The sequence below is a fragment of the Nocardiopsis sp. LOL_012 genome (assembly GCF_048060475.1).
Lineage (GTDB): Bacteria > Actinomycetota > Actinomycetes > Streptosporangiales > Streptosporangiaceae > Nocardiopsis.
This window is the reverse complement of record NZ_JBHMIV010000001.1, coordinates 165,522-191,760: the sequence shown is the minus strand read 5'-3', so window position 1 is coordinate 191,760 and position 26,239 is coordinate 165,522. Positions and strand designations below refer to the sequence as shown.

The following is a 26,239-nucleotide window of genomic DNA, read 5'->3' as shown; positions in this document are numbered from 1 at the left end:
GCCGCTCAGGAGGAGCCGAAGACCCGGTCCACGACACGCGCGGCGGCGTGTCCGTCGTCCAGGGGACAGAACCGCTCCACGAACGCCCGGTAGCCGTCGGCGTGCCGCGCGGCCGTCTCGTCGATGTCCAGGAGGGCCTCGATCACCTGGTCGGACTCGGTCAGCAGCGGCCCGGGGGCGGTCTGTTCGAAGTCGAAGTAGAACCCGCGCAGTCGGTCCCGGTAGCTTTCGAGGTCGTAGGTGAAGAAGAGCATGGGCCGCCCGGTGTTGGCGAAGTCGAACATCATGGACGAGTAGTCCGTGATGAGCACGTCGGTGATGAGGAACAGCTCCATGATCTCGGGGTAGAGCGAGACGTCGTGGACGAACCCCTCGCCGACGACGGGCACGCTGTCGACGACCCGCGGGTGGCGCCGCACCAGCAGGACGTGGTCGTCGCCGAGTTTGTCGTACATCCGCTGCAGGTCCAGGTGCAGGTCGAGCTTGTGCTTGCCGCGGGTGTAGTACTTGTCGTCGCGCCAGGTGGGCGCGTACAGCACCACCTTCTTGCCCTCGGGCAGGCCGAGGTGGCGGCGGACGCGTGCGGCGATCCGGTCCCTGTCGGGTGAGAAGAAGATGTCGTTGCGCGGGTAGCCGGTCTCCAGGATCTCCCCCTCGAACCGGAACGCGCTGCGCAGGATGGGCGTGGCCCAGGGGCTCGGGGAGACCAGGTAGTCCCACTGCCGCGTCTCCCAGGCGAGCTTGTCGAAGTAGTCGCGCGACTTGCCGCCGACGTTCTCCACGTCGAAGCCGATACGTTTGAGCATCGACCCGTGCCAGGTCTGCACGACCACCTGGTCGGGGCGCTTGTGGAACCACGCGGGCTGGCGCGAGTTGGTGACCAGGTAGCGGGTGCGGGCCAGGGCCTCGTAGTACTCGCGCCCCTTGAGGCGGACCGGGGCGAGGCCCTCGGGCAGGTTCACCTGACCGTCGGCGACCAGCCAGGACATCGGGTAGTGCTCCCACCGATCGTCGGTGCGCAGCCGCGCGCAGATGCTCTGCGGGCTGTCGGAGTACTGGCGGCCGGTGTAGGAGTCGAAGAGGACGCCCTCGGTGAGGGGTTCGCCGCGCCAGCGGGGGTAGTCGGTCTCCCGGAGGCCGCGCTGGGCGAACGTACCGCGCTCGGCGGGGCGCAGGTCGCTGCCGACAGTGAGGACGGGGATACCCCGGCCCTGGTAGGTGAGGGTGTAGTCGCGCTGGTCGGTGCTCATCGCGATGGGCGGCTCGGCGATGAGGTCCTCGCCGTACTCCACGCCCGCGTCCACCGGCTGCACGGGGCCGGCCCCGGTGGTCCTGCCCCACAGCCGGTAGGAGCCCGCGGGCAGGGACAGGGGGCCGGAGAGTGTGGCGGTGTCGGCCGGGGAGAGCCGGGCCGTGAAGCGGTGGCCGTCCTGGCGGGTGTCGAACACGTGCTCCTCGTCGCGCCCGCGGGCCCTGGCCACGATCCACAGTTCGGTGGCGGCGCCGAACTCCCCCTCCAGGACCAGGTCGCGCCCCTCCCAGCGGGCGCTGTCGACGATCGGGCGTGCCCGTCCGGCGCGCAGCCGCACGTGTCCGGTGGGGGTGCGCTGGACTGCCAGTTCGCGCCGGGCGTCCCGCAGGGCGTAGGCGGTGGCGGCCACACCGTCGGGCAGGACGAGGGGAACCGCCTCCGTGCCGTCGAGGACCAGGAGGGCCTCCCACTCCTCCTGGAGAATCGCGCCGCCGCACTCGTCCACGGCGCGGTCGAAGAGGGCGCGGGTGTCGACCCGGGCGGTGAAGCGGCCGTCGGCGACGGTGGCGGGGTGGACGGTCTCGGCGGTGCCGGGCGCGCGGGTCAGGCGGATCTCACCCTGTGTGGCCTCCGGATCACCGAGCAGTTCCCCACGCAGTTCCAGGACACCGGTGTCCGCGTCGTGGCCGTGGCCGGTGATCCGGGCGCGCACCGGTTCGACGGCGACGACGAGGCGGCGGGCCGCGTCCCAGCGGGGGCGGATCCACAGGTCCTCGGCCGCCTCATGGCATCCGGGCCGTTCGGGCGGGCCGGGCACGGGGTGGGAGAGGGTCTTGTGGCGGACCAGGCCCCGGTTGAACACCGTCATCTCCACCGTCCACTCGCCCGTTTCCCACCGGCCGCCGGTGCGCAGCCGGGCCGGGTCCAGGACCACGGTGAACCCGCCCCAGTCGTGACGGGCGGCCTCGGGGACGTCGGGCAGGCGGTACTCGGCGGCCCGCCGCACCCGCACGGGAAGGCGGACGCGGCGGGCGCCCCGGGTATCGACGGCATGGGCGGTCACGTACTGCTGCCACCGCTTGCGGGCGGGCAGGTGGGGCAGGCCGATCCGGCCGCTGATGTGCAGGCGGCCGTCCTTCCAGCGCACGTCCTCGGTCTTCTGCCTGGCGTGGAGGTGGTCGTCGAGCCGGTACACGCGGCGGGGGACGGCCTTGTCCGGGTCGGTGGACTCGAAGAAGGGGTAGCGCAGGTAGTAGGTGAGGCCGCGCCGGACGGCGGGGGCCTTCTTGATCTCGACGCTGCGCGCGAAGACGGCGAGTTCGGCGAGGTCGTCCACCCGGCCCCGGCGCACGAGGTGGTACATGAGCCGGTGCAGGGCGCGCAGGCCGTCGACGGTCTCGGGGGAGACGTGTTCGAGGTAGGTGCCGACCAGTTCGACCAGGGCGCGGCGAACGTCGGGGGCGGCCTCGTCGAGGTGTTTGAGCGCTCTGGCGAGCTCGCCTTCGAGGAGTGTGCGGTCCCACAGGTCGCGGTCGGTGGCGGCCAGACTCGCGGCGAGGGCGCCCGCGGCGACGAGGCGGCGGGCGAGGAGGTCGGCGTCGGGCACGGCCGGGTCGGCGTCGCGTTCGCGGATGAGAAGGACGGGGGCCGGGAGGTAGTCCACGGTGTGGGCGGACAGGGCGGCCCGGCGCAGGGCGAGGTCGACGTCGTCGGGGTGCAGGCCGTGGTCGGGCAGCGCGTCCCAGAACTCCCCGCGCCAGAGCCTGTTGCCCAGGGCGGGGTCGGTGAGCAGGCCGGGGACGTGGCGGGGGTCCTCGGCCGTGCGGGGGCGGGCACCGTAGGCGCGGTGGGCCCGGGAGGGCGAGGCTCCGAGTTCGTTGAACCGGTGGGCACCGCCCACCACGAGGTCGGAGCGGCTGTCGCGAGCCGCGCGGGCCAGGTAGGCGAGCGCGTATCCGGTGAGGGCGTCGGCCCCGTCCAGGAAGAGGAGGTGGGTTCCGGTGGCGGCCTCGGCCCCCCGGGCGCGTGCGGCGGAGCGGTCGGAGCAGGGCGCGCCGTCCAGGAGGCGGACCGCGAGCCCGGGGGGCGGTGCGGCGGCGAACGCCCTGGCGACGGCCAGGGCGTCGCGCGGGGCGGACTCGACCGACTCGTCGTCGCCGTCGGGGTGCGCCGTCCCGGTGCCCGGGACGCCGGTGCCGGGCTGGCGCACGGGAACGAGGACGGCCTCGGCCCGGGCCTCGGGGTCCGTACCGTCCTGGCGCGCCAGGGAGTCCAGGCAGTCCTGCAGGTGCGGTTCGGTGGCGTCGAAGGCCACGATGACTGTGATCTGGGGCACGGGAAGCGGCATCCTCCGAGGGATCCCCGTCGCGGGGGCGGCACTCTGACATCGGATGACCTGGTTCTTACTCTCAGGACACCCGTCCCATGAATGTAGTGGATCGCTTGCAGTGGATCGGTGATTCCGTGTCGGCGAGAATCCGGGGCGTGGTTCGGGCCCCGCACACATGGATCGGGCGGATCGCGGGTACCGTGCCCGTTGGGCGCCGGTCGATCCGGCTCGCGCAGGCCGCACTGGAACGAGGAGCGCACGGCGATGGTCTCCCCCGAACACGGCAGCGGGCCGGGGCACGGCCCCGAACGGTCCCTGCCCCACGACGAACCCGGTCCGGGCGCGGGGTCCTCCCGGCTGCGGCACGCGGTGGAGCGGCGCAGCGCGGTCCTCCTGGTGTGGCTGAGCCGTATGCCGCGCTGGTTCACACCGCTGGTGCTGGGCGCCCTGTTCGTCTCGGGGCTGATGGCCCCCTGGTGGGTCGGCGCGCCGTGCCTGGTGCTGGTTCTGGTGTTCCTGGTGTGGCTGGCCTACCTGGGCTGGCCGGCCCTGGACCGGAGCGGGCGCGCCCCGCGCGTGCTCATGATCGTGGTCGTGGCGTTCCTGACCGCCGCCAGACTCCTGGGGTTCTGAGCGCGCGGGTCCCGCTCTGGGAGCACCCGGACACATTTTGACAATCGTTTTCATTTTCCCGATACTGGTGGTGTGTCAGACCAGTTCAGGAGGGACGCGCCGCGGCCCGCAGACCCGTCCCCGGCGGCAGCGGACGCACCGCCACCGCGCCACCCGTCGGCCCCTCCCGCCTTCCGGGTCGCCGACGCCCGTGTCACCTACGACGGGGTCCCCGTCCTGGACGGGGTGAGCCTGGACCTCCACGCGGGCCGGACCACGGCCGTCCTGGGGCCCAACGGCTCCGGCAAGTCCACACTCATGCGCGCCATGCTCGGCATCGTGCCGCTCGCCTCCGGCGAGGTCCTCCTGCACGGCACCCCCCTGCACCGGTTCCGGCAGTGGCGGCGCATCGGGTACGTCCCACAGCGGCTTACGGCGGGCGGCGCCGTCCCCGCCACGGTCCGCGAGATCGTCGCCTCCGGGCAGGTCGCGACGCGCGGCCGCCTCTCGTTCTTCCCCAGCCGCTCCGACCGGGCCGCCGTGCACGAGGCCCTGGAGGCCGTGGGCCTGACCGACCGCGCCCGCGACGCCGTGCGCGAACTCTCCGGCGGCCAGCAGCAGCGCGTCCTCATCGCCCGCGCCCTGGCCGGACGGCCCGACACCTTCGTCATGGACGAGCCCATGGCCGGGGTGGACGCGGAGAACCAGCGGGCACTCGCCCGGACCGTCGCCCTCTTGCGCGAACAGGGGTCCACCGTAGTCCTGGTCCTGCACGAGCCGGGCCCGCTGGAGGAGGTCATCGAGCGCTCGGTGGTACTGGACAGCGGACGGATCGTCCATGACGGCCCGGTCCCCGCGGTGACCGGCGCGTGCGCGCGCCCGGGCCACGAGCACCAGCACCCCCACCCCGACCCGAACGACCCCGACCCCCGGGCCGCCTCGGCGACGGACCTGATCCGATTCGAGGTTCCCGGTCGTGACTGAACTGCTCCAGTACGAGTTCATGCGGCGCGCGCTCATCGCCGCCGTGCTCGTGGGCCTGGTCACCCCGGTCATCGGCACGTTCCTCGTCCAGCGCCGCCTGGCGCTGCTGGGCGACGGCATCGGGCACGTGGCGCTCACCGGTGTGGCCCTGGGCCTGCTCACCAGCACCTCCCCCGTGCTCACGGCCGCTCTGGTGGCGACGGCGGGCGCCGTGCTCATGGAACTGGTGCGGGTGCGGACCCGCGCCAGCGGCGAGGTGGCGCTGGCCCTGCTGTTCTACGGCGGCATCGCGGGGGGCGTGCTGCTGATCAACCTCACCCCCGGGGCGAGCAACGCGACCCTGACGTCCTACCTCTTCGGTTCGGTGAGCACCGTCGCTGAGGAGGACCTGTGGTTCGTGGCCGGTCTGGCCCTCGGCGTGTTCGCGGTCGTGGCACTGTTCGGCCGCGAACTGTTCGTGCTGTGCCAGGACGAGGAGGTGGCGCGCGCCCACGGGCTGCCGGTGCGCTTCCTGAGCGTCCTGCTCTCGGTGACGGCGGCGCTGACGGTGGTCATCGCCATGCGGATCGTGGGTGTGCTCATGGTCAGCGCGCTGCTCATCGTCCCGGTGGCCGCGGCACAGCAGTTGACCCGCAGCTTCCGGGTGACCATGGTCCTGGCCGTGGTGATCGGCCTGGCCTCCTCGGTGGGCGGTCTGACCACCGCCTTCTACGGAGACCTGGCGCCGGGGGCCACGATCGTCATCCTGGCGCTGGCGGTCTTCTGCGCGGCGGTCGCCGCGGGGGGTGTGCTGAACCGCCTCTCCAAGCGCCGGTCGGCGGCCACCCGCCGTCCGGTAGTCGGCCCTCTGGCGGATACGATGCCTGCGACCACGACCGGGGGAAGGGTGGAACAGTCATGAGTACGCGCCGTGAGACGGTCCGCCGAGCACTGACCGGGTCCACCGGGTTCCGCAGCGCCCAGGACCTGTACGCGGACCTGCGCGCCGAGGGCTCCAAGATCGGCTTGACCACCGTCTACCGGGCGCTCCAGGCGCTGAGCGAGACGGGCGAGGTGGACGTGCTGCGCACCAGCGAGGGAGAGGCGATCTACCGGGCGTGCGACACCGTGGAGCACCACCACCACCTGGTGTGCCGGGTGTGCTCCACGGCCGTGGAGATCGAGGGGCCCGCCGTGGAGGCCTGGGCCGCCGAGGTGGGCACCCGGTACGGCTTCACCGGGGTGACGCACACCGTCGAGGTGTTCGGCACCTGCGCCTCCTGCGCCTCCCGCTGAGCGGTGCCTCCCTGAGACCGTCCGGGCCCCGGAACCGTGTGGGCGCCGGGCCGGTCAGGGCTCGTCGCGGTGGTCGGTGCGCCGGCACGGCCGCAGCACGGGCCGTTTGGGGCCCAGGCCGTCGCCGGAGGAGCGGCCGCTGAGCCTGCGCCCGATCCACGGCACCAGGAACTCGCGCGCCCAGTGCAGGTCCTCCTGGCGCGCGGTGCGCCAGGCGCGGGGTTCGGGCGGCGGCCAAGGGGCGTCCCACCGGCCCGCAACCGGGACGCCCAGGACCTCGCAGGTGCGCAGCGCCACCCTGCGATGCCCCTCCGGGGACAGGTGGAGGCGGTCCCAGCTCCACGCCCGCGGGTCGGACAGGCAGCCCATGCTCCACAGGTCCACGACGTCGCAGCCGTACCGGTCGGCGACAGCACGCATGTGCATGTTGTAGGTGGCGATCCTGCCGCGCAGGTGGCGCATGACCGGCTGCCAGTTGGTGTCGAACCCGGTGAAGACGACCACGCGCGCACCGGTGGCGGACAGGCGCGCCACCATGTCCTCGAACAGCTCCACGGTCCGGTCGGGGTCGGCTCCGGGGCGGATGATGTCGTTGCCGCCCGCGCACAGGGTGACCAGATCCGGCGCCATCTCGGCCGCCGGCTCCATCTGTTCGTCCCTGATCTGGGCGATGAGCCTGCCGCGTACGGCCAGGTTGGCGTAGCGCACCTCGCCCACGTGGTCGGCCAGGTGCCCGGCCACCCGGTCCGCCCAGCCGCGGTAGCGCCCTTCGGGGACGGTGTCGCTGTCCGGGTAGGGGTCGCTCATGCCCTCGGTGAAGCTGTCACCGAGGGCCACGTAGGACAGGATGTCCTTCTGGGTGAGTTCACTGGTCCGAAAGCCGCTCATAGTACGCAATGATGCGACTGAGGGCCATAGTTACGCGACAGTAGGTTGAGCTTTTCGCTGCTTTTGCGCCTTATGTCACATTCCTGTCTGAGGCGGGGGTCACCGGCGCAGCCGTGCCCTTGACCGTGATCGGCTCGGGGAACTTGGCTGTCACCGCGTCACCGGAGGACCTGCCGGTGAGCCGGCGCCCGATCCACGGCCCCAGCGACTCCTTCACCCACACCAGGTCCTCCCTGCGCGCCTGGCGCCACCCGACCGGCTCCGCCTCCGGCCACGGTTCGTCCCAGCGCCGCTCCGTGGGCACGCCGAGCACCTCCGCCACCCGCAGCGCCAGCCTGCGGTGGCCCTCCGGGGACATGTGCAGCCGGTCCTCGTCCCAGGCGCGCGGGTCGGTCAGGACGCGCATCGGCCACTGGTCGACCAGCAGGCAGTCGTGCCGGTCGGCGATGGCGCGCACGTTCATGTAGTAGCGCGCGAACAGGCCGATCGTGGTGCGCATGTAGCCGGTGGAGACGTTCACCCCGGTGAAGAGCATGACCCGGCTCCCGGCGGCGCGCAGCCGGGCCACCGTGTGGTCCAGCACCCGGGCCATGCGCTCGGGGTCCCCGCCGGGGCGCAGCAGGTCGTTGCCGCCCGCGCACAGCGAGACCAGGTCCGGCGCCATCTCCACGGCCGCCGGAACCTGGTCGGTGACGATCTGGCGCATGAGCTTGCCGCGTACGGCCAGGTTGGCGTAGCGCACCTCGCCCACGTGGTCGGCCAGGTGCCCGGCCACCCGGTCCGCCCAGCCGCGGAACTCCGCCTCCCCGTCCGGGGAGGGGTCCCCCACGCCCTCGGTGAAGCTGTCCCCCAGGGCCAGGAACGACATCCCCGGCCTGACCAGGGGCGTCTCCCTCTCCCCCGTACGATCCGTCACTTGTCCTCCTCGGGTACCGGGTTGGGCACCGCTCCGCCGTAGCGGCGGTCCCGGCTCGCGTAGATCTCACAGGCCCGCCACAGGTCGCGGCGGTCGAAGTCGGGCCAGAGCGTGTCCAGGAACACGAACTCGGCGTAGGCGGACTGCCAGAGCAGGAAGTTGGACAGGCGCTGCTCACCGGAGGAGCGCACGAACAGGTCCACGTCGGGCACCTCGGGCGCGTACAGGCGGCCGGAGATGTCGTCCTCGTCGATCCTGTCAGGTTTCAGCCGCCCGTCGGCGGCCTGGCGGGCCAGCTCGCGCACGGCGTCGGTGATCTCGGCCCGGCCGCCGTAGTTGACGCAGAACTGGAGGGTCAGCGCGGTGTTGTCCTTCGTCATCTCCTCGGCGTCGGCGAGCTCCTTGAGCACGCTCTTCCACAGCCGCCCCGTGCGCCCGGCCCAGACCACGCGCACCCCCCGGGCGTGCAGCTCGTCGCGGCGGCGGCGGATGACGTCGCGGTTGAACCCCATGAGGAAGCGCACCTCGTCGGGGGAGCGCTTCCAGTTCTCCGTGGAGAAGGCGTAGGCGGACAGGTGCTCCACACCGAGCTCCAGCGCGCCCTCGATCACGTCGAAGAGGGAGGACTCGCCCGCCTTGTGACCCTCGGTCCGGGGCAGGCCGCGCTCCTTGGCCCAGCGCCCGTTGCCGTCCATGACCACGGCCACGTGCCGTGGCACCAGCGCCGCCGGCAGCCGCGGAGGGCGGGCGCCGCTGGGGTGCGCGGCAGGCGGCGTGTAGTCCCGCCGGTGTCCGGGGTCGAAACTGAACAGACTCAAGAACGCTCCACGTGGCGCAGTGATCGGATGCCGTTCTCCAGGTGCCATTGCAGGTAGGCCGCGACCAGCCCGCTGCACTCGGAGCGGTGCCCTCCCTCACTGGCGTCCGCGGCCGGCCAGTCGCCTTCGAGCAGGGCCGACATCAGTCGGAGCGTCTCGGCGTGCGGGTGCACGGCGCCGTGGGGACGGCATACCGAGCAGACCATACCGCCGGCGTGGACCGCGAACGCCCGCTGCTCGCCGCGGCTGCCGCATCGGGCGCACCCGCTCAGCGCCGGCGCGTATCCGGCCACGGCCAGCGAGCGGAGCAGGTAGGCGTCCAGGACCAGCCGCGCGTCGTGCGTCCCCTCCCCCAGGACGCGCAGGGCACCGATGAGCAGGAGGAACTGGCGCAGTGCCGGGTCCTTCTCCACCGCGACGATCTTCTCGGCCGTCTCCAGCATGGCGGTGGCCGCGGTGTAGCCCGCGTAGTCGGACACGACGGCCTCGCCGTAGGCGCGGACCGTCTCGGCCTGGGTGATCACGTCCAGGGTGCGGCCCGTGTAGAACTGCGCGTCCACGTGGGTGCACGGTTCGAGGCGGGCGCCGAACCGCGACTTGGTGCGGCGCACCCCCTTGCCGACGGCACGCACCAGGCCGGTGCGCCGGGTCAGGAGGGTGATGATGCGGTCCGCCTCGCCCAGTTTCTGGGTGCGCAGGACGACGCCCTCGTCGCGGTAGAGACTCACAACCCCCATTGTCGCGGATCGCTCGGACCTTCCACACGCGCGCCCATCACAAACCACAACGCAGTATTCTTTGTTACGATTTGGATTCCCTTTCTCAGACATTTGCCCCGGCCCCATCGGCCAGGGCGGTCCCGGGAGAACGCTCCCAACACACGCGGCACCCACGCGGCCGCGATGTGCCCGAACCCGCACGGAGGGACAGCGACATGGCCCGAGGCCGCCGACGCAAGGGCAGGGCGCAGGCCCGCAGGCAGCACGGCAGACGCACGCGTCTGCCTCTCCTGACGGCGCTGACCGCCATTCCGGTCGGGCTGGCCCTGGCCGCCACCCTGATCTTCACCGGAGCCGGGGAGAGACTCGACCTGATCCAGACGGCCGCCACCGGGCTCCTGCCCTCCGGGGGCTCCGGGGAAGCCCCTCCCGAACAGGCCGCGGTGCCCGACGCGGAGATCGACGACGACTTCTTCGCGGCGCCCTCGGACACCGGCCCGGCACCGACCGCCCGGCCCGAGCCCGCACGGCAGAGCGCCCAGGCCACCGTCTCACCCTCTCCTGCCGAGGAGGACGGGGAACCGTCGGCGGACTCGGCGCGCGCGGAGGGCACCGACGGCTCGGGAAGGGGCTCCGGGGGCGGCTCGTCGGCCGGCGGGGGCAACAGCGGCGGAGGTGCGGGCACGGGTTCGAGCACCCTGACCGACCGGGTCGTGGATCTCACCAACGCCGAACGGGCTGCCGCCGGGTGCGACCCGCTGCGCGTGGACGCGCGCCTGACGGCCGCCGCTCAGGAGCACAGCGAGGACATGGACGCGCGCGGCTACATGTCGCACTACAGCCCGGAGGGTGAGGGCCCCGGAGGCCGGGCCTCCCGCCACGGCTACGACTCCTGGGGCGCGGAGAACGTCGCCAAGGGCCAGACCAGCGCCGCACAGGTGGTGGAGTCCTGGATGAACAGCGAGGGGCACCGCAGAAACATCCTCAACTGCGGCCTGGTCGCCATCGGCGTCGGGGAGTCCGGCTACGCCTGGACCCAGCTCTTCGGCTGGGTGTGAGCGCGCCGCGGCCCCTGACCCCGCTGCGGGGTCAGGGGCCGCGGCGTCGGGCCGGTTCCGGTCAAGCGCGGCCGATGACACTGCACACGGCCTTCAGCGAGGCCGTGGTGATGTTGTTGTGCACGCCCACGCCCCACAGGACGCGGCCGTCGACCTCGGCCTCGACGTAGGCCGCGGCCCGGGCGTCTCCGCTCTCGCCCAGGGAGTGCTCCACGTAGTCGATGACGCGGACCTTCAGGTCGACGTCGGTCAGGGCGTCGCAGAAGGCGGAGATGGGTCCGTTGCCCGTGCCGGACAGCTCGCGGATCTCGCCGTGGACGCGGACGTCGGCCTCGATGCGGTGGACGCCGTCCTCACCGGTGGCCGAGCGGTGCGCCAGGACCGCGACGGGGCCGCCGTCCTTCAGGTAGGTGCCGGAGAAGATCTCCCAGATGCGCTCGGCGGCGAACTCGCCGCCCTCGGCGTCGGTGTGCTCCTGGACGACCCTGGAGAACTCGATCTGGAGGCGGCGCGGCAGGTCCATCGCGTGGTCGCGGTGCATGATGTAGGCGACGCCGCCCTTGCCGGACTGGCTGTTGACGCGGATGACCGCCTCGTAGTTGCGGCCCACGTCCTTGGGGTCGATGGGCAGGTAGGGCACGTCCCACGGGTGCTCGTCCACGGGCGTCCCGGCCGCCTCGGCCTCGGCCTCCAGCGCGGTGAAGCCCTTCTTGATGGCGTCCTGGTGGGAGCCGGAGAAGGCCGTGTAGACCAGGTCGCCGCCGTAGGGGTGGCGGGGCGCGACCGGGAGCTGCGTGCAGTGTTCGACGGTGCGGCGGATCTCGTCGATCTGGGAGAAGTCGATCCGCGGGTCGACGCCCTGGCTGAACAGGTTCAGGCCCAGGGTGACCAGGCAGACGTTGCCGGTGCGCTCACCGTGGCCGAACAGGCAGCCCTCGACGCGGTCGGCCCCGGCCATGACCGCGAGTTCGGCGGAGGCCACGCCGGTGCCCCGGTCGTTGTGGGGGTGCACCGACAGCGCCACGTGCTCGCGGCGGCTCAGGTTGCGGCTCATCCACTCGATCTGGTCGGCGTAGACGTTGGGGGTGGCGCGCTCGACCGTGGCGGGCAGGTTCAGGATGATCTCGCGGCCCGGTCCGGGCCGCCAGACGTCCATGACGGCCTCGCAGACCTCCAGGGCGAAGTCCAGCTCGGTGTCGACGAAGATCTCGGGCGAGTACTCGTAGCCGACGTAGGCGCTCTCGCCCAGGTACTGCTCGATGAAGCGCATGACGTGGCGGGTGCCCTGGACCGCGATGTCCTTGCACTGCTCGCGGTCGACCTTGAACACCACGCGGCGGAAGGTGGGGGCGGTGGCGTTGTACAGGTGCACGGTGGCGCGCTCGGCACCGACCAGGCTCTGCACGGTGCGTTCGATCAGGTCCTCGCGGGCCTGGGTGAGGACGGAGATCTGTACGTCGTCGGGGATCAGGCCGTCCTCGATCAGCGACCGCACGAAGTCGAAGTCGGTCTGGCTGGCCGCGGGGAAGCCGACCTCGATCTCCTTGTAGCCCATCCGCACCAGCAGCTCGAACATCTCGCGCTTGCGTGCGGGGTCCATCGGCTCGATCAGGGCCTGGTTTCCGTCGCGCAGGTCCGTGGACAGCCAGCGGGGCGCCTCGGTGATGGTCTTGGACGGCCAGGTGCGGTCGGGCAGGTCCACCGGCGCGAAGGGCGCGTAGCGGTGGAAGGGCATGGGTCCGGGCTGCTGCTGGGGCACCATAGGTGTTGTCTCCTCAGTGGGATGCTGGCATGTGGTCCGTGGTCGACCGGGGCAAGCCGAAGTCCCGCGGCGAGGGAGCCGACCTTCTAACGACCCCCGCCGCGGCCACTAAGGAGAAGCAGCTCGCGCAGCATAACGGGGTTCACGCTAGCAGAACGGCCTCGGATCTCCTAAGCCGACGTCCACATGCTGGGACAACGCCCGAGGGGCCGTCCTGCTTCCGCCCCCCTCGGTGGCGGTGCTCACCGGAAGGGTCTGTACCATTTAGGACGAACCCTTCAGTGCTAGGGGGGTTGTAGAGGATTCCGCCGGCGGGACCCTGGGTGCGGCCAACACCCGAGCCCGCCGTCAGCCACGCGGATCACACGTAAGCCGTGGGTGCGGCAGGGCCGGTACCGCCGGCGGGAACTCATCTGCCGGGCGCTCCGTGCGCCCGGATCGGCTTCTCACTCCCAGGAGTCCAGCCACCCGAAGCTCTCCCGGGTGGGAACGGTCGGCAGGTATTCCAGCGAGACCAGGCCCCGATACCCGTGGGCCCGCGCGTCGGTGACGAGCCGCTCCAGGGGCAGCGCCCCGGTCCCGGGCTCCCCGCGGCCCGGAGCGTCGGCAATCTGGACGTGCCCGAATTCGGCGGCGTGGTCGCGCACGACGGCGGCGACGTCGTCGCCGTTGACGGCCAGGTGGTAGAGGTCGGCGAGGAGGGCGACGTTGTCGGCCCCGGCCTCCCTGGCGCGCGCGACGAAGGCGAGGGCCTCGGCGGCGGTCCGCAGCGGGTAGCCCTCGACACCGCTCAGGGGTTCGACCAGGACGGTCCCGCCGACGGCGGCCAGGACACGGGCGGCGGCGACGGTGTTCTCCAGGGCGAGGCGGTCCTGTTCGGCCGGGTCCACTCCGGCCAGGCGCAGGCCGTAGAGGGCGTTGAACGCGGTGGTGCCGGTGCGCTGGGCGATGCGCGCCACGAGTTCGGCGTTGGCCTCGGACTCGGCTCCGCGGCCGGGGTGGGAGAGGATGCCCCGGTCCGGTCCGGGCAGGACGCCGGCGAAGAGGTTGAGGCCGGTCAGGCGGACCCCTGCGGCCTCGATCGCGGTGACGAAGGCGTCGACCTCGCCGCGGGGCGGCACGGCGTCGGCGAAGGGCCACCAGAACTCCACGTTGGAGAACCCGGCCTCGCGCGCCGCCCGGGGGCGTTCGGCCAGGGGCAGCTCGGTGAACAGCAGGGAGCAGTTCACCGTGTAGTCCAGCGTGCGGCCCATCCGCCCTCCCCGCCAAGCCTTCCGTTCAACGGAAAGCCTATTCCACACGAAACGGTGCGCGCCGCACGCGCCTTCGGTGTGACCCCCCGACCGCGCCCTTTTCCGGCGGAACACTCTGTGGGATCATCCAACCCATCCGGAGGATGGAGACCAGCATGCCCGAGCCCGCCGCGAGACCGCGGACCGATCCCGGCCTCGCCCGCCTCAACGCCCTGCCCCCGGAGAGGCTGCGCGCGGAGCTCGCGCGGTGCTTGGACGTGGACCGCTGGGTGGCGGCGGTCGCCGCCGCAGCGCCCTACCGCGACCGGCACTCCCTGCGGGAGCTGGCCGACCGGCAGGCCGGGACGCTCACCGGCGGGGAGGTCTCGGCCGCTCTCGCACGGCACCCCCGGATCGGGGAGCGGCCGCGCGGTGAGGGCATCGAGGCCGCGTGGTCGAAGGGCGAGCAGTCGGCCTTCGCCGCGGACCCCGGTGACGCCGCGCGCCGGGTCCAGCGGATCTTCGCCTTCGCGCAGGGCGAGTACGAGGAGCGGTTCGGGCGGATCTACCTGGTCTGCGCGAGCGGCCGTTCGCCCCGTGAGCTCCTCTCCGACCTCGTCGCACGGCTGGAGAACGACGAGGACACCGAACTCTCCGTGGTCGGCGACGAACTGCGCAAGATCGCCGGCCTGCGGGTCGACAAACTCCTGGACGCTACATGAGCCACGTGACCACGCACATCCTCGACACCGCACTGGGGCGGCCCGCGCGCGGCGTGCCCGTCCGCCTGGAGTCGGCGGCCGGGCACGCCCCGTGGGAAGGCGTCGCCGAGGGGCGCACCGACGGCGACGGCCGCGTCGCCGACCTGGGCCCCGGCCGGCTGCCCACGGGCCGCTACCGGATCGTGTTCGACACCGCGGCCTACTTCGCCGCCACCGGCCAGCGGGGCTTCTACCCCGAGGTGGCGGTGGTGTTCGAACTGGCCGAGGCGGAGGAGCACTACCACGTGCCGCTCCTGCTGAGCCCCTTCTCCTACTCCACCTACCGGGGTTCCTAGAGCCGCGCACCACCAGCCGCGTACGCACCGGAACGGAGCACGCCCCTATGGGGATCAGACTCGGAGACAACCAGTACGGCAAGGCGGAGGTCCGCCTCGTCCACGTGGACCGCTCGACCGCCGTCCACCGGATCAAGGACGTCAGTGTCACCTCGCAACTGCGCGGCGACCTGGAGGCGGTCCACACGGTCGGCGACAACAGCACTTGCCTGCCCACCGACACACAGAAGAACACGGTCTACGCCAAGGCCCGCGAGTGGGGCGGCGTGGGGGCGGTCGAGGACTTCGCACTGCGTCTGGCCCGGCACTTCGTCGACGAGCACCCCTACGTGCACGGCGCGCGCCAGGAGGTGCACGAGTACTCGTGGGACCGCATCACCACCCCCGAGGGGCCGCACGGCCACGCGTTCACGCGCCGGGGCGGCGAGACGCGGACCACCGTCGTCACCAAGGACGGCGACCGGGAGTGGGTGGTCTCCGGCTTCGAGGGGCTGACGGTGCTCAAGACCACCGGTTCGGAGTTTCGCGGCTATCCGAAGACGAGGTACACGACGCTCCCGGAGACGGGCGACCGCGTCCTGGCCACGGACGTCACGGCGCGGTGGCGCTACACCCGCACCGGCTTGCCCTTCGACGAGCTCTACGCGTCCGTGCGCGCGGCCTGTCTGGAGGCGTTCGCCGACACCCACAGCCTCGCCCTCCAGCAGACGCTGTACGCGATGGGCGAGGCGGTCCTGGAGCGCCGTCCCGAGATCGCGGAGATCCGCTTCTCCATGCCCAACAACCACCACATCCTGGTGGACCTGGAGCCGTTCGGCCTGGACAACCCGAACGAGGTGTTCTTCGCCGCCGACCGGCCCTACGGCAGGATCGAGGCCGCCGTCGAACGCGACGACGCCCCGGATCCCGGTCAGGCGTGGCGGTCCGTCCCCGGCTTCGTCTGACCCTGGGCGGGGCCCCGCCGCCTTCGAAGAGATCCATCACCCGTGTGAGGAGAAGGCCGCGATGGCCAAGCCCTGATCGACATCGACGACGAGGCCCTGTGCAGAGCCTCGGAACTCCTGGGGACGACGACGGCGGAGGACACCGTGAACACCGCGCTGCGGCAGGTGGCGGCACGGTCCGACAGGGCACGCGCCCTCAACCGGATACGTGAGCCCGTGGACGAGGGCTCGGTCGACCTGAACCTGCTCATGGACAAGAGGAACTACCGAAGGTGATCTCCGGGGGGACACCGGAGCGGGGCCGCGGTCCCGGGCGGGCCCGGGACCGCCGGCGGCTCAGGCTCCGGCCAGGGTGGGGTAGTCCGTGTAACCGCGGTGGTCGCCGCCGTAGAAGGTGGCGCGGTGCGGCTCGTTGAACGGCCCGCCCGCCCTGATCCGGGCGTCCAGGTCGGGGTTGGCCAGCCACGCCGTGCCCAGCGCGACCGCGTCGGCCAGCCCCTCCTCCAAGACCTTCGCGGCGGGGGCCGTGTCCATCTTGGAGCCGGTGTTGAGGACCAGGGTGCCCTTCCACTCCTTGCGCAGCCGCTCGGTGAGTTCGCGCGCGCCCGTCTCCATGATGTGCAGGTAGGCCAGGTCGGTGCGGTGCGCCAGCGCCGCGAGCAGGGTGAGGTACTGCTCGTCGGGGTCGCTCTCGGTGATGCCGTTGAAGGTGTTGCCCGGGGAGATGCGCAGGCCCGTGCGGTCGGCCCCGATCGCGTCGGCCACGGCGTCGACGGCCTCCACCGCGAAGCGGGCCCGCGCGGCGGCGCTGCCGCCGTAGGCGTCGGTGCGGTGGTTGGCGCCGTCGGCCAGGAACTGGTGGATGAGGTAGCCGTTGGCGCCGTGCACCTCGACACCGTCGAACCCGGCGGCGACCGCGTTGCGCGCCGCGGCGGCGAAGCCGTCGACCGCCTCGCGGATGTCGTCGGCGGTCATCTCGCGTGGGACCGGGTGGGGCACCATCCCCGAGCCGTCGAAGAGGGACTGGCCGGAGGCGATGGCGGAGGGTCCCACGGGGAGCCCGCCGTCCTCGTACAGGCAGGGGTGGCCGATCCGGCCCGAGTGCATGAGCTGGGCGAAGATACGGCCGCCCCGGTCGTGCACCGCGCCAGTGACGCCCTTCCACGCCTCCACCTGCTCCTGGGAGTGCAGTCCGGGCGTGAGGATGTAGCCCTGGCCGCGCACGGTGGGCTGGATGCCCTCGGTGATGATCAGGCCGGCCGAGGCCCGCTGCGCGTAGTACTCGGCGACCACGCCGTCGACGCGCCCGCGCTCGTCGGCGCGCGAACGGGTCATCGGCGCCATGAACAGGCGGTTCGACAGTTCGTACCGGCCGATAGTGACGGGGTGGAACAAGTCACTCAAAGCTTCTCCAGAAGGTAAGGAAAGGGACTATTCTCCCACTGGTCCCACGGTAGAAAGCGCGGTCCCGGAAGCGCGCACCGCCCCCGGGACCGCGCGCTCAGCCGCGCTCCAGCAGCCGCCCGGCCGCGACCCCGGCGACGATCTCCCCACCGCGCAGGAAGGTGCGGCGCACCCGCCCGTACAGTTCCAGGCCGTCGTAGGCGCTGACCGGGTTCCGGTGCGCCAGTCCGCGCGCCTCCACCCGCACCGGGGCCTCCGGGGCCACCACCGCGAAGTCGGCGTCACACCCCCGGGCGAGGGCGCCCTTGCCCGCCACCCCGGCGACCCGGGCCGGCCCCGAGGACATCCACCGGACCACGTCCTCTAGCGGCACCCCCCTGCGCCGGGCCTCGGTCCACACCGCAGGGAAGCCCACCTGGAGCCCGGAGACCCCGCCCCACGCGGTCCCGAAGTCCCCCGTGTCCAGGTCCTTCAGATCGGGCGTACTGGGCGAGTGGTCGCTGACCACGCAGTCGATCAACCCGTCCGCCAGCGCCCGCCACAGCAGGTCCCGGTTGGCGCGGCCCCGGATGGGCGGGCAGCACTTGAACCGGGTGTCCCCGGCGGGGATCGCCTCGGCCTCCAGCACCAGGTAGTGCGGGCACGTCTCCACCGTGAGCGGCACGCCCTCCTCCCTGGCACGGGCGATGAGCGGGAGCGCACCGGCGCTGGACAGGTGCAGGACGTGCGCGACCACGCCCGTGCGGCGCGCAGTCTCGATGACCAGCGCGATCGCCTCGTGCTCGGCCTCCTCGGGCCGCGAGGCGAGGAAGGCGGCGTAGTCGCGCCCAGCGGCGGGCGGGGCCGCGTCCAGCACCGCCGGGTCCTCGGCATGCACGATGAGCCGCCCGCCGAACCCGGCGAGTGCCTCGGCCGCGGTGCGCAGCTGCTCGGGCGACAGGTGACCGAACTCCGCCACCCCCGACGGCGACAGGAACGCCTTGAACCCGTACACCCCGCTGGCGTGCAGGGCCTCCAGCACCCCGGTCGCCCCCGGAACACTGTTCTCGGGGACCGCACCGCCCCAGAAGCCCACGTCCACCGCCACCCTGCCCTCGGCGGCGGCGCGCTTGGCGGCCAGCCCCTCCACGGTGGTGGTCGGCGGCACGCTGTTGAGCGGCATGTCCACGATCGTGGTCACGCCGCCCAGCGCGGCGGCCCTGGTGGCGCTGGCGAAGCCCTCCCACTCGGTGCGGCCGGGCTCGTTGACGTGCACGTGGGAGTCGACCAGCCCGGGGATGAGCACCTCGTCGTCGGCGAGGACGATCTCCCTCGAACCCGGGAACCGGCGCCGGGTCCCCTCGAAGTCGTACGGTTCGGCGGGGTCGCAGTCGAGCACGTCGAGGATGATCCCGTCCCCCACCAGCACGGTGACCGGGCGCACCCCCTCGGGGGTGACGGCGCGGGGCGCGTGGACGACCAGTTCGCAGGCGGTCACGCCTCCTCCTGTCCCACCCGACGGGTGGCCAGGCCCAGCAGGAGTGCGGGGTCCACACCGGCGGCGGCGATCTCGTCCTCGTCCAGGGCGCCGCAGCGCCACCCGTTGACCAGCGTCGAGGCCAGGGCCTGCGCGGTGGCGGGCTCGTCCACCACCGCCGAACCCGCCCGCTCCGGCCCCAGGTAGTCCCGGAGCCGGGCCGCCGCGGGTGCGAACGCCTCGCGGTAGAAGGCGTAGACGGTCAGGAAGCGGGTGGGCAACTGGTGCGGGTGCACGTCCCAGCCCTGGTAGTAGCCGCGCTCCAGCGAACGCCGGACCAGCCCGGCGTGCAGCCGCCACGCACGGTGCACCTCGGCGCGCTCCCCCACCGGCAGGACGTTGCTGCCGCCGTCGGAGAGGAACACCCCGCGGCCCGCCGCGGCCACCTGCATGACCGCCTTGGCGTGGTCGGCCACCGGATGGGCCGGTCCCTGGTGGGCGGCGGTGACGCCGCACGCCGCGCTGTAGTCGTAGGTGCCGTAGTGCAGGGCGCTCACCCGGCCCCCACCCGCGCCGATCATGCGGGCCACGGCGGCGGTCCCGTCCGGAAGCAGGACCGACTGGGGTGTCTCGACCTGAACCTCGAAGTGCAGCCTCCCCTCGGGGAGGCCCAGCCCCCGCTCCAGGCGCCCGCACAGCCAGACCATCGCCTCGACCTGCTCGACCGACGTGACCTTGGGCAGGGTGAGGACGAACTGCTCGGGCAGCGCCCCGAGCCGGTCCAGGAGGGTGCGCAGGACCAGGGTGAGGCTGCGGACCCCGCGGCGGCGCCCGGCCGCCTCCATCCCCTTCGCGCGGATGCCGAAGGTGGGGGTGGCCGTGCCCGACGCGACGTCCGCGGCGAGGGCCTCGGCCACCGCGACCGCGTCGGCGTCCTCGACCCCGTCGCCGGGGGCGCCGTACCCGTCCTCCAGGTCGGCGCGCAGGTCCTCCACCGGTTCGTCGGCGAGCTTGGCGCGGACCCGCGGCAGCACCTCGGCGACGGCGGGGCCGCTGAGTCCGGTGGCCGCGGCCAGGTCGTCGACGGTCGGCGCGTACTCGTCGAGTGCGGCCAGGGCGCGCCGCCCCCAGTCGGCGGCCAGGCCGGGGCGGACCCGGTCGGCGGGAACGTACACGGTGTGCACCGGCTGGCGCCGCGTGGGGGCGCCGGGGTAGTCGCGGGCGAGCCGCGCGTCGGCCTCGGCCAGGCGCGTGTCCAGCCCGGCGGCGAGCTCGTCCGGGGACAGGGGATCGTCCACTGCCACGTCACTGCTCCTCTCTGCGGCGCCCGGTGGGCCACGGTCCACGGAATCCGTTACCCCGCCATGACGCTCCGTGCTATAGAAGACTCAGGTGATGGGATGTGGTTTTCGTATCGCAGAATAACCACCATTGACCTGACGCGGCCTTCGACAGGGAGCAGGACTCGTGCCAGCCTCGCAGACCCCCCGGACGGACCCCCCGACCCGCACCGAGGACACCGGCGGGCGCGGGCGCCCCGGCGGTGTACAGTCCCTCGAACGGGCCTTCACCCTGCTGGAGATCATGGCGGAGTCGGGCGGCGAGACCTCCCTCAGCCAGCTCGCCGACTCCTCCGGCCTGCCCCTGCCGACCATCCACCGCATCATACGTACCCTCGTCGGCGACGGGTACGTACGCCAGCTGCCCTCGCGCCGCTACGCCCTGGGGCCACGGCTGATCGGCCTGGGCGACAAGGCCGCCCAGATGCTCGGCACCTGGGCACGCCCCCACCTGTCCCGCCTGGTCGACGCCCTGGGCGAGACCGCCAACCTGGCCATGCTCGACGGCGACAAGGTGGTCTACGTGGCACAGGTGCCCTCACCGCACGCCATGCGCATGTTCACCGAGGTCGGCCGACGCGTCCTGCCCCACTCCGCCGGAGTGGGCAAGGCGCTGCTGTCGCAGCTGGAGGAGGACGAGGCGCTGGCCACCGTCGACCGCACCGGCATGCCCGCGGCCACCGACCGCACCATCACCGACCCCAAGGCGTTCGCCGTCGAACTCCGGCGCATCCGCGAGCGCGGCTACGCCATCGACGACGGCGAGCAGGAGCTCGGCGTGCGCTGCGTCGCGGCCCCGGTGGAGGGCGCGCCCTCCCGGGTGGCCGTGTCCGTCTCCGGCCCCGACCGGCGGGTGACCTGGGACTTCGTCAAGCGCGCGGCCCCGCTGGTCCAGGAGGCCGCCCGCGCACTGGCCGCCGACCTCACCCAAAGGCATTAGAGCGCGAGCCTGCGAAGGACCATAAACACAGCCGTCCCGCCGACAGACCACGTCTGGAAGCAGCGCGAGCGGCGTACCGGTCTCTGCCGGAGGAGTCTCCGCCACTGCGAGGAACGAGCCGGGAGGGACCGCGCCGCAGGCGTCCGTTGAGGGCGGCGGCGGGCTGGCGGGTGGGCGACGAAGACGCCGGCCTCCTTGGCGCCCGAGCACGTCCCGAGCCTGCGAGGGACAAAGAAACACGGCTAGGTCTGCTGGTCGAAGCCCAGCCTGCGCAGTTGCTTGGGGTCGCGCTGCCAGTCCTTGGCCACCCGCACACGCAGGTCGAGGAAGACCTTCCGGCCGAGCAGGGCCTCGATCTGCTTGCGCGCCCGCGAGCCGACGTCGCGCAGGCGCGACCCCTTCGACCCGATGACGATCGCCTTCTGGCTGGAGCGCTCCACGTACAGCGAGGCGTAGATGTCCACCAGGTCCTTGTCGGGCCTGGTGTTCTCGCGCTCGCTCATCTCGTCCACGACCACGGCGATGGAGTGCGGAAGCTCGTCGCGCACGCCCTCCAGCGCCGCCTCCCGCACCAGTTCGGCCACCAGCATCTCGTCGGGCTCGTCGGTGAGGTCGCCCTCCGGGTACAGCGGCGGCCCCTCCGGCAGGTGCGAGCACAGGACGTCGGCGACGGTGTCGACCTGGAAGCCGCCCCGCGCGGAGACCGGGACGATGTCGTCCCAGTCCCCCAGTCCGCTGACCGCCATGAGCTGCTCCCCCACGGCCTCCTTGCCCGCCAGGTCGGTCTTGGTGACCAGCGCGACCACCGGGGTGTCGGTCTGCTCCGCCAGTTCCCTGGCGATGTAGGTGTCCCCGCGGCCGATCGGCTCGTTGGCGGGCAGGCAGAAGGCGATCACGTCGACCTCGACCAGGGTGGACCGCACCAGCGAGTCCAGCCGCTCCCCCAGCAGGGTGCGGGGCTTGTGCAGGCCGGGCGTGTCCACGACGATCAACTGCGCGTCCGGCCGGTGGACGATCCCGCGCACCGTGCGCCGCGTGGTCTGCGGCCGGTTGCTGGTGATCGCCACCTTCTGGCCGACCAGCGCGTTCATCAGTGTGGACTTGCCGACGTTGGGGCGGCCCACGAAGCAGGCGAACCCGCTGCGGAAGCCCTCCGGATGGGGGGGCATCTCCAGCGGAAGCCGCAGCTTCTCCAGGTCGAGGTCGTTCATGTCGTCTTTTCTCAGCGCCGGGTGATGCTCGCGGGAACCCCGTCGGGGGCGGCGATCACCACCACCTGGGTCTTCAGGTCTTCCGCGACCGCGCGGTCGTCCTCGGTCAGTTCGCCCGCCGCGGTCACGACGACCGCCGCCTCCAGGGCCGCGGCCTCGCCGGAGACCGCCGCCGCGACGGCGGCCTGGAGGGCGGAGAGGCGGAGCGAGGGCAGCTCCACGGTCGTGGCGACGTAGGTGCGCCCGGTCTCGTCGCGCACCGCCGCACCCTCGGCCGCGGCGTTGCGGGCCCGTGAGGCCCGTGCGAGGGTGATGAGCTTACCGTCCTCGGGCCCCAGCCCCGTCGTGTCCGTCACTGCTCCGTGCTCCTTACGTCCTCGTCCTGGCCGCCGGTCTCCTCCGGCAGCCGTTCGACCAGCACCGTGGTCAGCCGGTTGCGCCGTCCCCCGCGGCCCTCCACGGTGAGTCTGAGTCCAGCGTATTGCGCCCGGGCGCCGCCCACCGGCACCCGGCCCAGAACGAACCCGACGAGTCCGCCGACGGTCTCCACGTCGGGGGCGTCCAGGTCGTGGTCGGGGAAGAGTTCGTCGAGCTCCCCCAGCGGCAGCCGGGCGGTCACGCGCACCCGGTCGGCGTCCAGCCACTGCACGGGAGGGATCTCGTGGTCGTACTCGTCGGTGATCTCCCCGACGATCTCCTCGACGATGTCCTCCAGGGTCACCAGCCCCGCCGTGCCGCCGTACTCGTCGATGGCCACGGCGACGTGGTTGCGCTGCTGCTGCATCTCGCGCAGGAGTTCGTCGATGGGCTTGGTGTCGGGGACGTAGGTGGCGGGACGCATCACGTCCGCGGCGACCAGGCCCGCGCCCGCCTCGCCCGGCGCGGCGGTCCAGCGGTCGTGCAGCCGGTCCACCACGTCCTTGAGGTAGACGATGCCGACCACGTCGTCCTCGTCCTCGCCCGTAACGGGGATGCGCGAGTAGCCGCTGGCCAGGGCCAGCGACAGGACGGCATCGGCCTCGGCGTCGCGTCCGGTGAACACGATGTCGGGACGCGGCACCATCACCTCCCGCACGGAGGTGTCGTCGAGTTTGAACACCGAGTGGATCATCTGCCGCTCCTCGGGGTCGATGACCTCCCCCTGCTCGGCCAGGTCCACGAGTTGGCGCAGTTCGACCTCGGTACTGAAGGGGCCCTCGCGGTCGCCCTTGCCCGCCGGGGTGAGCGCCCGGCCCAGGCCCACCAGCAGTTCGGCGACCGGTCCCAGCACGACCTGGACGGGGTGGAGGACGGCGGCGCTGGCACGGGAGATCGGCGCGGCGAACTGGCGGCCCAGGATGCGCGGGGCGATCGCGACGAACACGTAGTCGCCCACCACGAGGACCGCGAGCGCCAGCAGGAAGGCGGGCCAGCCGACCCCGAACAGGAGCACGGCGGCCAGGGCCGCGAACAGGGCCGCGCCCACCTCCGCGACCACGCGAAGGAACAGCAGGACGTTGAGGTGGCGGGTGGGATCGGCGGACACGCGTTCCCAGCGGGAGCGGGCGGCCCGCGCGGCGGGGGGACCCGCCACCCCGACTGGGGCCTCCCTGGTCACGGCGACCTCGGCGGCGGCCAGGAACCCGGCCCCGGCCGTGAGGACGGCGGCCACCGCGCACACGCCGGCCCACAGGACCGGGTCCGCGGCGGCCGACGGCAGCGCGCCTGGCGATGAGGCGAGGTTCATCGCCCCGCTCCCCCTTCGTCGGCGGCCTCGCGCTCGCGCCAGGCGGCGAGGATCTCACCCTGGAGGCCGAACATCTCCTTGTGCTCGTCGGGTTCGGCGTGGTCGTAGCCCAGCAGGTGCAGGATGCCGTGCGTACACAGCAGGTCGATCTCCGCCTCGGTGGAGTGCTCGGCCTTCCGGGCCTGCTGCTCAGCCACCTGGGGGCAGATGATCACGTCTCCGAGCACACCGGGTTCGCTGGTGCGCCCGGGGCCGCCGGGGCGCAGTTCGTCCATGGGAAAGGAGAGGACGTCGGTGGGGCCGGGTTCGTCCATCCAGCGCACGTGCAGGTCCGTCATCGGCTCCTCGTCCACCAGGACGACCGACAGCTCGGCCAGCGGGTGGACGCGCATGGCGTCGAGCACGTGCCGCGCCAGGCGGGAGAGCCGCGCCTCGTCCACGGTGGTGAAGCCCGACTCGTTGGCGACGTCGATGCTCATCTTCGGTTTCTGCCTCGCTTGGGGATCGTGGTGTCCGGACGGCCGGTCCGCCCGGTGCACGCGAGCCCGGGCCGACGGCCCCGCCGGCCCGGGTGTCGCTGACCCTATGCTCTCAGTCCGACGCCGGTGCCTCGCCCGACGCGTCGGGGGCGTCGGACCGCCCGCGCCGGTCGGAGGGGCCGCGGGGGCGGCCGGTCCGCGCGGCGTCGTAGCGGCCGTAGGCGTCGACGATCTGGCCGACGAGCCGGTGCCGGACCACGTCCTCGCTGGTCAGTCGGCAGAACGCGATGTCATCGATGTCACGCAGGATGTTCTCGATCGTGCGCAGCCCGCTGGCCTGGCCGCCGGGGAGGTCGACCTGGGTGACGTCGCCGGTGACCACGATCTTGGACCCGAAGCCGAGCCGTGTGAGGAACATCTTCATCTGCTCGGGCGAGGTGTTCTGGGCCTCGTCGAGGATGATGAAGGAATCATTCAGGCTTCTACCCCGCATGTACGCCAGGGGGGCGACCTCGATCGTCCCGGCCGACATCAGCTTGGGGATGGAGTCGGGGTCGAGCATGTCGTGCAGCGCGTCGTAGAGCGGCCGCAGGTAGGGGTCGATCTTCTCGTAGAGGGTGCCCGGAAGGTAGCCCAGCCGCTCGCCCGCCTCCACCGCGGGGCGGGTCAGGATGATCCGGTTGACCTCTTTCTCCTGGAGCGCCTTGACCGCCTTGGCCATGGCCAGGTAGGTCTTGCCGGTACCCGCCGGACCGATGCCGAAGACCACGGTGTGCCGGTCGATGACGTCGACGTAGCGCTTCTGGTTGAGGGTCTTGGGGCGGATGGTCCTGCCCCGGTTCGAGAGGATGTTGGTGGTGAGCACGTCCGCGGGGCGCTCGGTGCCCGGTGTGCGGAGCATGTGGACCATGCGCTCGACGGTGTCGGGGGTGACGTGCGTTCCGCTCTTGGCGAGTTCGATGAGCTCCTCGACGAGGCGGACCACGATCGCGGTCTCCTCGGGCTCCCCGGTGATGGTGAACTCGTTGCCGCGCACGTGGATGTCGCTGGAGAAGGCCCGCTCCAGCGCCCTGAGGAGCTGGTCCCCCGAGCCCAGCAGGCTGACCATCGTGTGCTCGTCCGGAACCACGACCTTGACCTGCGTGTCCTGTCGCGGTTGCGTGTGCGTTGACTCGGCCATGGTGCGGCCTTGCGGCCAGCGTCCCACCCTTCGATCCGGCCCCGCCCCGGTGGGCGGGGATCGCCTGCGTGTGGTACCGGAACCGGCACCGACCTGGCCCTTCACCGGTTTCCCGCTCGGCTCACCGGCCCCATCGGACCACGGCACGAGTCTACCAACGCGGCCCGGCCGACCTCGATCGCTTTTTCGAGGTCGGCCGGGCCGGAACGGCCGTCTATCCGGGGGGCCAGTTCAGCCCGCGTCCGCCGAGAAGGTGGCCATGGAGGTGGAAGACCGTCTGTCCGGCACCGCTGCCGGTATTGAACACCAGGCGGTACCCCGTCTCGTCGATCCCCTCCGCCTTCGCCACCTCGTGGGCCTCCCGCACGACCTCGTCGAGCAGGCCCGACCCGGCCGCCGCGGCCGCGGCGGCGTCGGTGTGGTGCTCCCGCGGGATCACCAGCACATGGGTGGGGGCCTGGGGGTTGATGTCGCGGAAGGCGACGACGCGCTCCCCCTCGCGGACGATCTCCGCGGGCACCTCCCCACACACGATCTTGCAGAACAGGCAGTCGGCCTCAGCCATCTACGTACCTCCGTCAGGGCACCGTGGGTTCGCTTTCCCGGGACCGCGCGCCGTGTGCGAGCCCGTCCCGTTCGGAAAAGTCGCGGACCCCA

General features: G+C 72.4%; 26 protein-coding genes. 10 read left to right on the top strand and 16 right to left on the bottom strand.

The genetic code is table 11. The features are described from left to right. Positions 1 to 5 precede the first annotated feature (5 nt). The gene (locus tag ACFHWE_RS00815; RefSeq protein ID WP_416598578.1) at positions 6 to 3,587 is read right to left on the bottom strand and encodes a CDP-glycerol glycerophosphotransferase family protein; all 3,582 of its coding nucleotides are present in this window, start codon (positions 3,585 to 3,587) and stop codon (positions 6 to 8) included. A 201-nt stretch (positions 3,588 to 3,788) separates the two neighbouring features. Between ACFHWE_RS00815 and ACFHWE_RS00810 the strand changes: the two genes are divergently transcribed. The 4 genes from ACFHWE_RS00810 (at position 3,789) to ACFHWE_RS00795 (ending at position 6,452) form a co-directional block, all read left to right on the top strand. After that, positions 3,789 to 4,214, top strand: coding sequence for a DUF6703 family protein (locus tag ACFHWE_RS00810; RefSeq protein WP_416598577.1), 426 nt, complete (start codon positions 3,789 to 3,791; stop codon positions 4,212 to 4,214). A 72-nt stretch (positions 4,215 to 4,286) separates the two neighbouring features. Further along, positions 4,287 to 5,177, top strand: coding sequence for a metal ABC transporter ATP-binding protein (locus ACFHWE_RS00805; protein ID WP_416598576.1), 891 nt, complete (start codon positions 4,287 to 4,289; stop codon positions 5,175 to 5,177). Beyond that, a complete protein-coding gene (locus tag ACFHWE_RS00800; protein WP_416598575.1) occupies positions 5,170 to 6,078 on the top strand; it encodes a metal ABC transporter permease in 909 nt (302 codons plus the stop codon). The genes ACFHWE_RS00805 and ACFHWE_RS00800 overlap by 8 nt, the downstream gene beginning before the upstream one ends. Beyond that, positions 6,075 to 6,452: a Fur family transcriptional regulator gene (locus ACFHWE_RS00795; protein ID WP_416598574.1), complete on the top strand. Its 378-nt coding sequence runs from the start codon at positions 6,075 to 6,077 to the stop codon at positions 6,450 to 6,452. The genes ACFHWE_RS00800 and ACFHWE_RS00795 overlap by 4 nt, the downstream gene beginning before the upstream one ends. Before the next feature lie 54 nt (positions 6,453 to 6,506). Here ACFHWE_RS00795 and ACFHWE_RS00790 read toward each other — a convergent pair whose 3' ends face one another. The 4 genes from ACFHWE_RS00790 to recO form a co-directional block, all read right to left on the bottom strand. Then, positions 6,507 to 7,340: an SGNH/GDSL hydrolase family protein gene (locus ACFHWE_RS00790; protein WP_416598573.1), complete on the bottom strand. Its 834-nt coding sequence runs from the start codon at positions 7,338 to 7,340 to the stop codon at positions 6,507 to 6,509. A 70-nt stretch (positions 7,341 to 7,410) separates the two neighbouring features. Further along, positions 7,411 to 8,208 (bottom strand): SGNH/GDSL hydrolase family protein, encoded by a 798-nt coding sequence (locus ACFHWE_RS00785; protein ID WP_416598690.1) that lies wholly within the window; start codon positions 8,206 to 8,208, stop codon positions 7,411 to 7,413. Positions 8,209 to 8,252: 44 nt separating this feature from the next. Next, positions 8,253 to 9,074, bottom strand: a complete 822-nt coding sequence (locus ACFHWE_RS00780) for an isoprenyl transferase (protein WP_416598572.1) — start codon at positions 9,072 to 9,074, stop codon at positions 8,253 to 8,255. Continuing rightward, on the bottom strand, positions 9,071 to 9,802 hold the full coding sequence (gene recO / locus ACFHWE_RS00775; RefSeq protein WP_028647242.1) for a DNA repair protein RecO: 732 nt from the start codon (positions 9,800 to 9,802) through the stop codon (positions 9,071 to 9,073). Before recO ends, ACFHWE_RS00780 begins: the two co-directional genes overlap by 4 nt. Positions 9,803 to 10,008: 206 nt before the next feature. Between recO and ACFHWE_RS00770 the strand changes: the two genes are divergently transcribed. Continuing rightward, the gene (locus tag ACFHWE_RS00770; protein ID WP_416598571.1) at positions 10,009 to 10,851 is read left to right on the top strand and encodes a CAP domain-containing protein; all 843 of its coding nucleotides are present in this window, start codon (positions 10,009 to 10,011) and stop codon (positions 10,849 to 10,851) included. 61 nt (positions 10,852 to 10,912) lie between these two features. Here the strand turns inward: ACFHWE_RS00770 and leuA are convergent, their stop codons facing one another. Further along, positions 10,913 to 12,613 (bottom strand): 2-isopropylmalate synthase, encoded by a 1,701-nt coding sequence (leuA, locus tag ACFHWE_RS00765; RefSeq protein WP_416598570.1) that lies wholly within the window; start codon positions 12,611 to 12,613, stop codon positions 10,913 to 10,915. A gap of 446 nt (positions 12,614 to 13,059) precedes the next feature. Then, positions 13,060 to 13,866 (bottom strand): hydroxypyruvate isomerase family protein, encoded by an 807-nt coding sequence (locus ACFHWE_RS00760; protein ID WP_416598569.1) that lies wholly within the window; start codon positions 13,864 to 13,866, stop codon positions 13,060 to 13,062. 155 nt (positions 13,867 to 14,021) lie between these two features. Here ACFHWE_RS00760 and ACFHWE_RS00755 point away from each other — a divergent pair, with 155 nt between their 5' ends. From ACFHWE_RS00755 to ACFHWE_RS00740, 4 genes are all read left to right on the top strand, one after another. After that, entirely contained in the window at positions 14,022 to 14,567 is a 546-nt protein-coding gene (locus ACFHWE_RS00755; RefSeq protein ID WP_416598568.1) for a 2-oxo-4-hydroxy-4-carboxy-5-ureidoimidazoline decarboxylase, read from the top strand. Beyond that, positions 14,564 to 14,902 (top strand): hydroxyisourate hydrolase, encoded by a 339-nt coding sequence (gene uraH, locus ACFHWE_RS00750; RefSeq protein ID WP_416598567.1) that lies wholly within the window; start codon positions 14,564 to 14,566, stop codon positions 14,900 to 14,902. Before ACFHWE_RS00755 ends, uraH begins: the two co-directional genes overlap by 4 nt. Before the next feature lie 47 nt (positions 14,903 to 14,949). After that, a complete protein-coding gene (gene pucL, locus ACFHWE_RS00745; RefSeq protein ID WP_416598566.1) occupies positions 14,950 to 15,846 on the top strand; it encodes a factor-independent urate hydroxylase in 897 nt (298 codons plus the stop codon). A 72-nt stretch (positions 15,847 to 15,918) separates the two neighbouring features. Continuing rightward, positions 15,919 to 16,122: a type II toxin-antitoxin system VapB family antitoxin gene (locus ACFHWE_RS00740; RefSeq protein WP_416598689.1), complete on the top strand. Its 204-nt coding sequence runs from the start codon at positions 15,919 to 15,921 to the stop codon at positions 16,120 to 16,122. Positions 16,123 to 16,182: 60 nt separating this feature from the next. Here ACFHWE_RS00740 and ACFHWE_RS00735 read toward each other — a convergent pair whose 3' ends face one another. The 3 genes from ACFHWE_RS00735 to ACFHWE_RS00725 all read right to left on the bottom strand — a co-directional run bounded on the left by ACFHWE_RS00735 (position 16,183) and on the right by ACFHWE_RS00725 (position 20,010). Continuing rightward, positions 16,183 to 17,250, bottom strand: coding sequence for an alkene reductase (locus tag ACFHWE_RS00735; RefSeq protein ID WP_416598565.1), 1,068 nt, complete (start codon positions 17,248 to 17,250; stop codon positions 16,183 to 16,185). A gap of 97 nt (positions 17,251 to 17,347) precedes the next feature. After that, entirely contained in the window at positions 17,348 to 18,727 is a 1,380-nt protein-coding gene (gene allB, locus ACFHWE_RS00730; RefSeq protein WP_416598564.1) for an allantoinase AllB, read from the bottom strand. Further along, positions 18,724 to 20,010: a DUF6986 family protein gene (locus ACFHWE_RS00725; RefSeq protein WP_416598563.1), complete on the bottom strand. Its 1,287-nt coding sequence runs from the start codon at positions 20,008 to 20,010 to the stop codon at positions 18,724 to 18,726. Before ACFHWE_RS00725 ends, allB begins: the two co-directional genes overlap by 4 nt. Before the next feature lie 280 nt (positions 20,011 to 20,290). Between ACFHWE_RS00725 and ACFHWE_RS00720 the strand changes: the two genes are divergently transcribed. After that, positions 20,291 to 20,986, top strand: coding sequence for an IclR family transcriptional regulator (locus tag ACFHWE_RS00720; RefSeq protein WP_416598688.1), 696 nt, complete (start codon positions 20,291 to 20,293; stop codon positions 20,984 to 20,986). Positions 20,987 to 21,228: 242 nt separating this feature from the next. Here the strand turns inward: ACFHWE_RS00720 and era are convergent, their stop codons facing one another. The 6 genes from era to ACFHWE_RS00690 form a co-directional block, all read right to left on the bottom strand. Beyond that, the gene (gene era, locus ACFHWE_RS00715; RefSeq protein WP_416598562.1) at positions 21,229 to 22,197 is read right to left on the bottom strand and encodes a GTPase Era; all 969 of its coding nucleotides are present in this window, start codon (positions 22,195 to 22,197) and stop codon (positions 21,229 to 21,231) included. Positions 22,198 to 22,208: 11 nt separating this feature from the next. After that, entirely contained in the window at positions 22,209 to 22,553 is a 345-nt protein-coding gene (locus tag ACFHWE_RS00710; protein WP_416598561.1) for a cytidine deaminase, read from the bottom strand. Further along, on the bottom strand, positions 22,550 to 23,923 hold the full coding sequence (locus ACFHWE_RS00705) for a hemolysin family protein (protein WP_416598560.1): 1,374 nt from the start codon (positions 23,921 to 23,923) through the stop codon (positions 22,550 to 22,552). The genes ACFHWE_RS00710 and ACFHWE_RS00705 overlap by 4 nt, the downstream gene beginning before the upstream one ends. After that, positions 23,920 to 24,402, bottom strand: a complete 483-nt coding sequence (gene ybeY, locus ACFHWE_RS00700; protein WP_416598559.1) for an rRNA maturation RNase YbeY — start codon at positions 24,400 to 24,402, stop codon at positions 23,920 to 23,922. Before ybeY ends, ACFHWE_RS00705 begins: the two co-directional genes overlap by 4 nt. A gap of 112 nt (positions 24,403 to 24,514) precedes the next feature. Continuing rightward, positions 24,515 to 25,582, bottom strand: a complete 1,068-nt coding sequence (locus tag ACFHWE_RS00695) for a PhoH family protein (RefSeq protein WP_416598558.1) — start codon at positions 25,580 to 25,582, stop codon at positions 24,515 to 24,517. A 214-nt stretch (positions 25,583 to 25,796) separates the two neighbouring features. After that, on the bottom strand, positions 25,797 to 26,147 hold the full coding sequence (locus ACFHWE_RS00690; RefSeq protein WP_416598557.1) for a histidine triad nucleotide-binding protein: 351 nt from the start codon (positions 26,145 to 26,147) through the stop codon (positions 25,797 to 25,799). Positions 26,148 to 26,239: the final 92 nt, after the last annotated feature.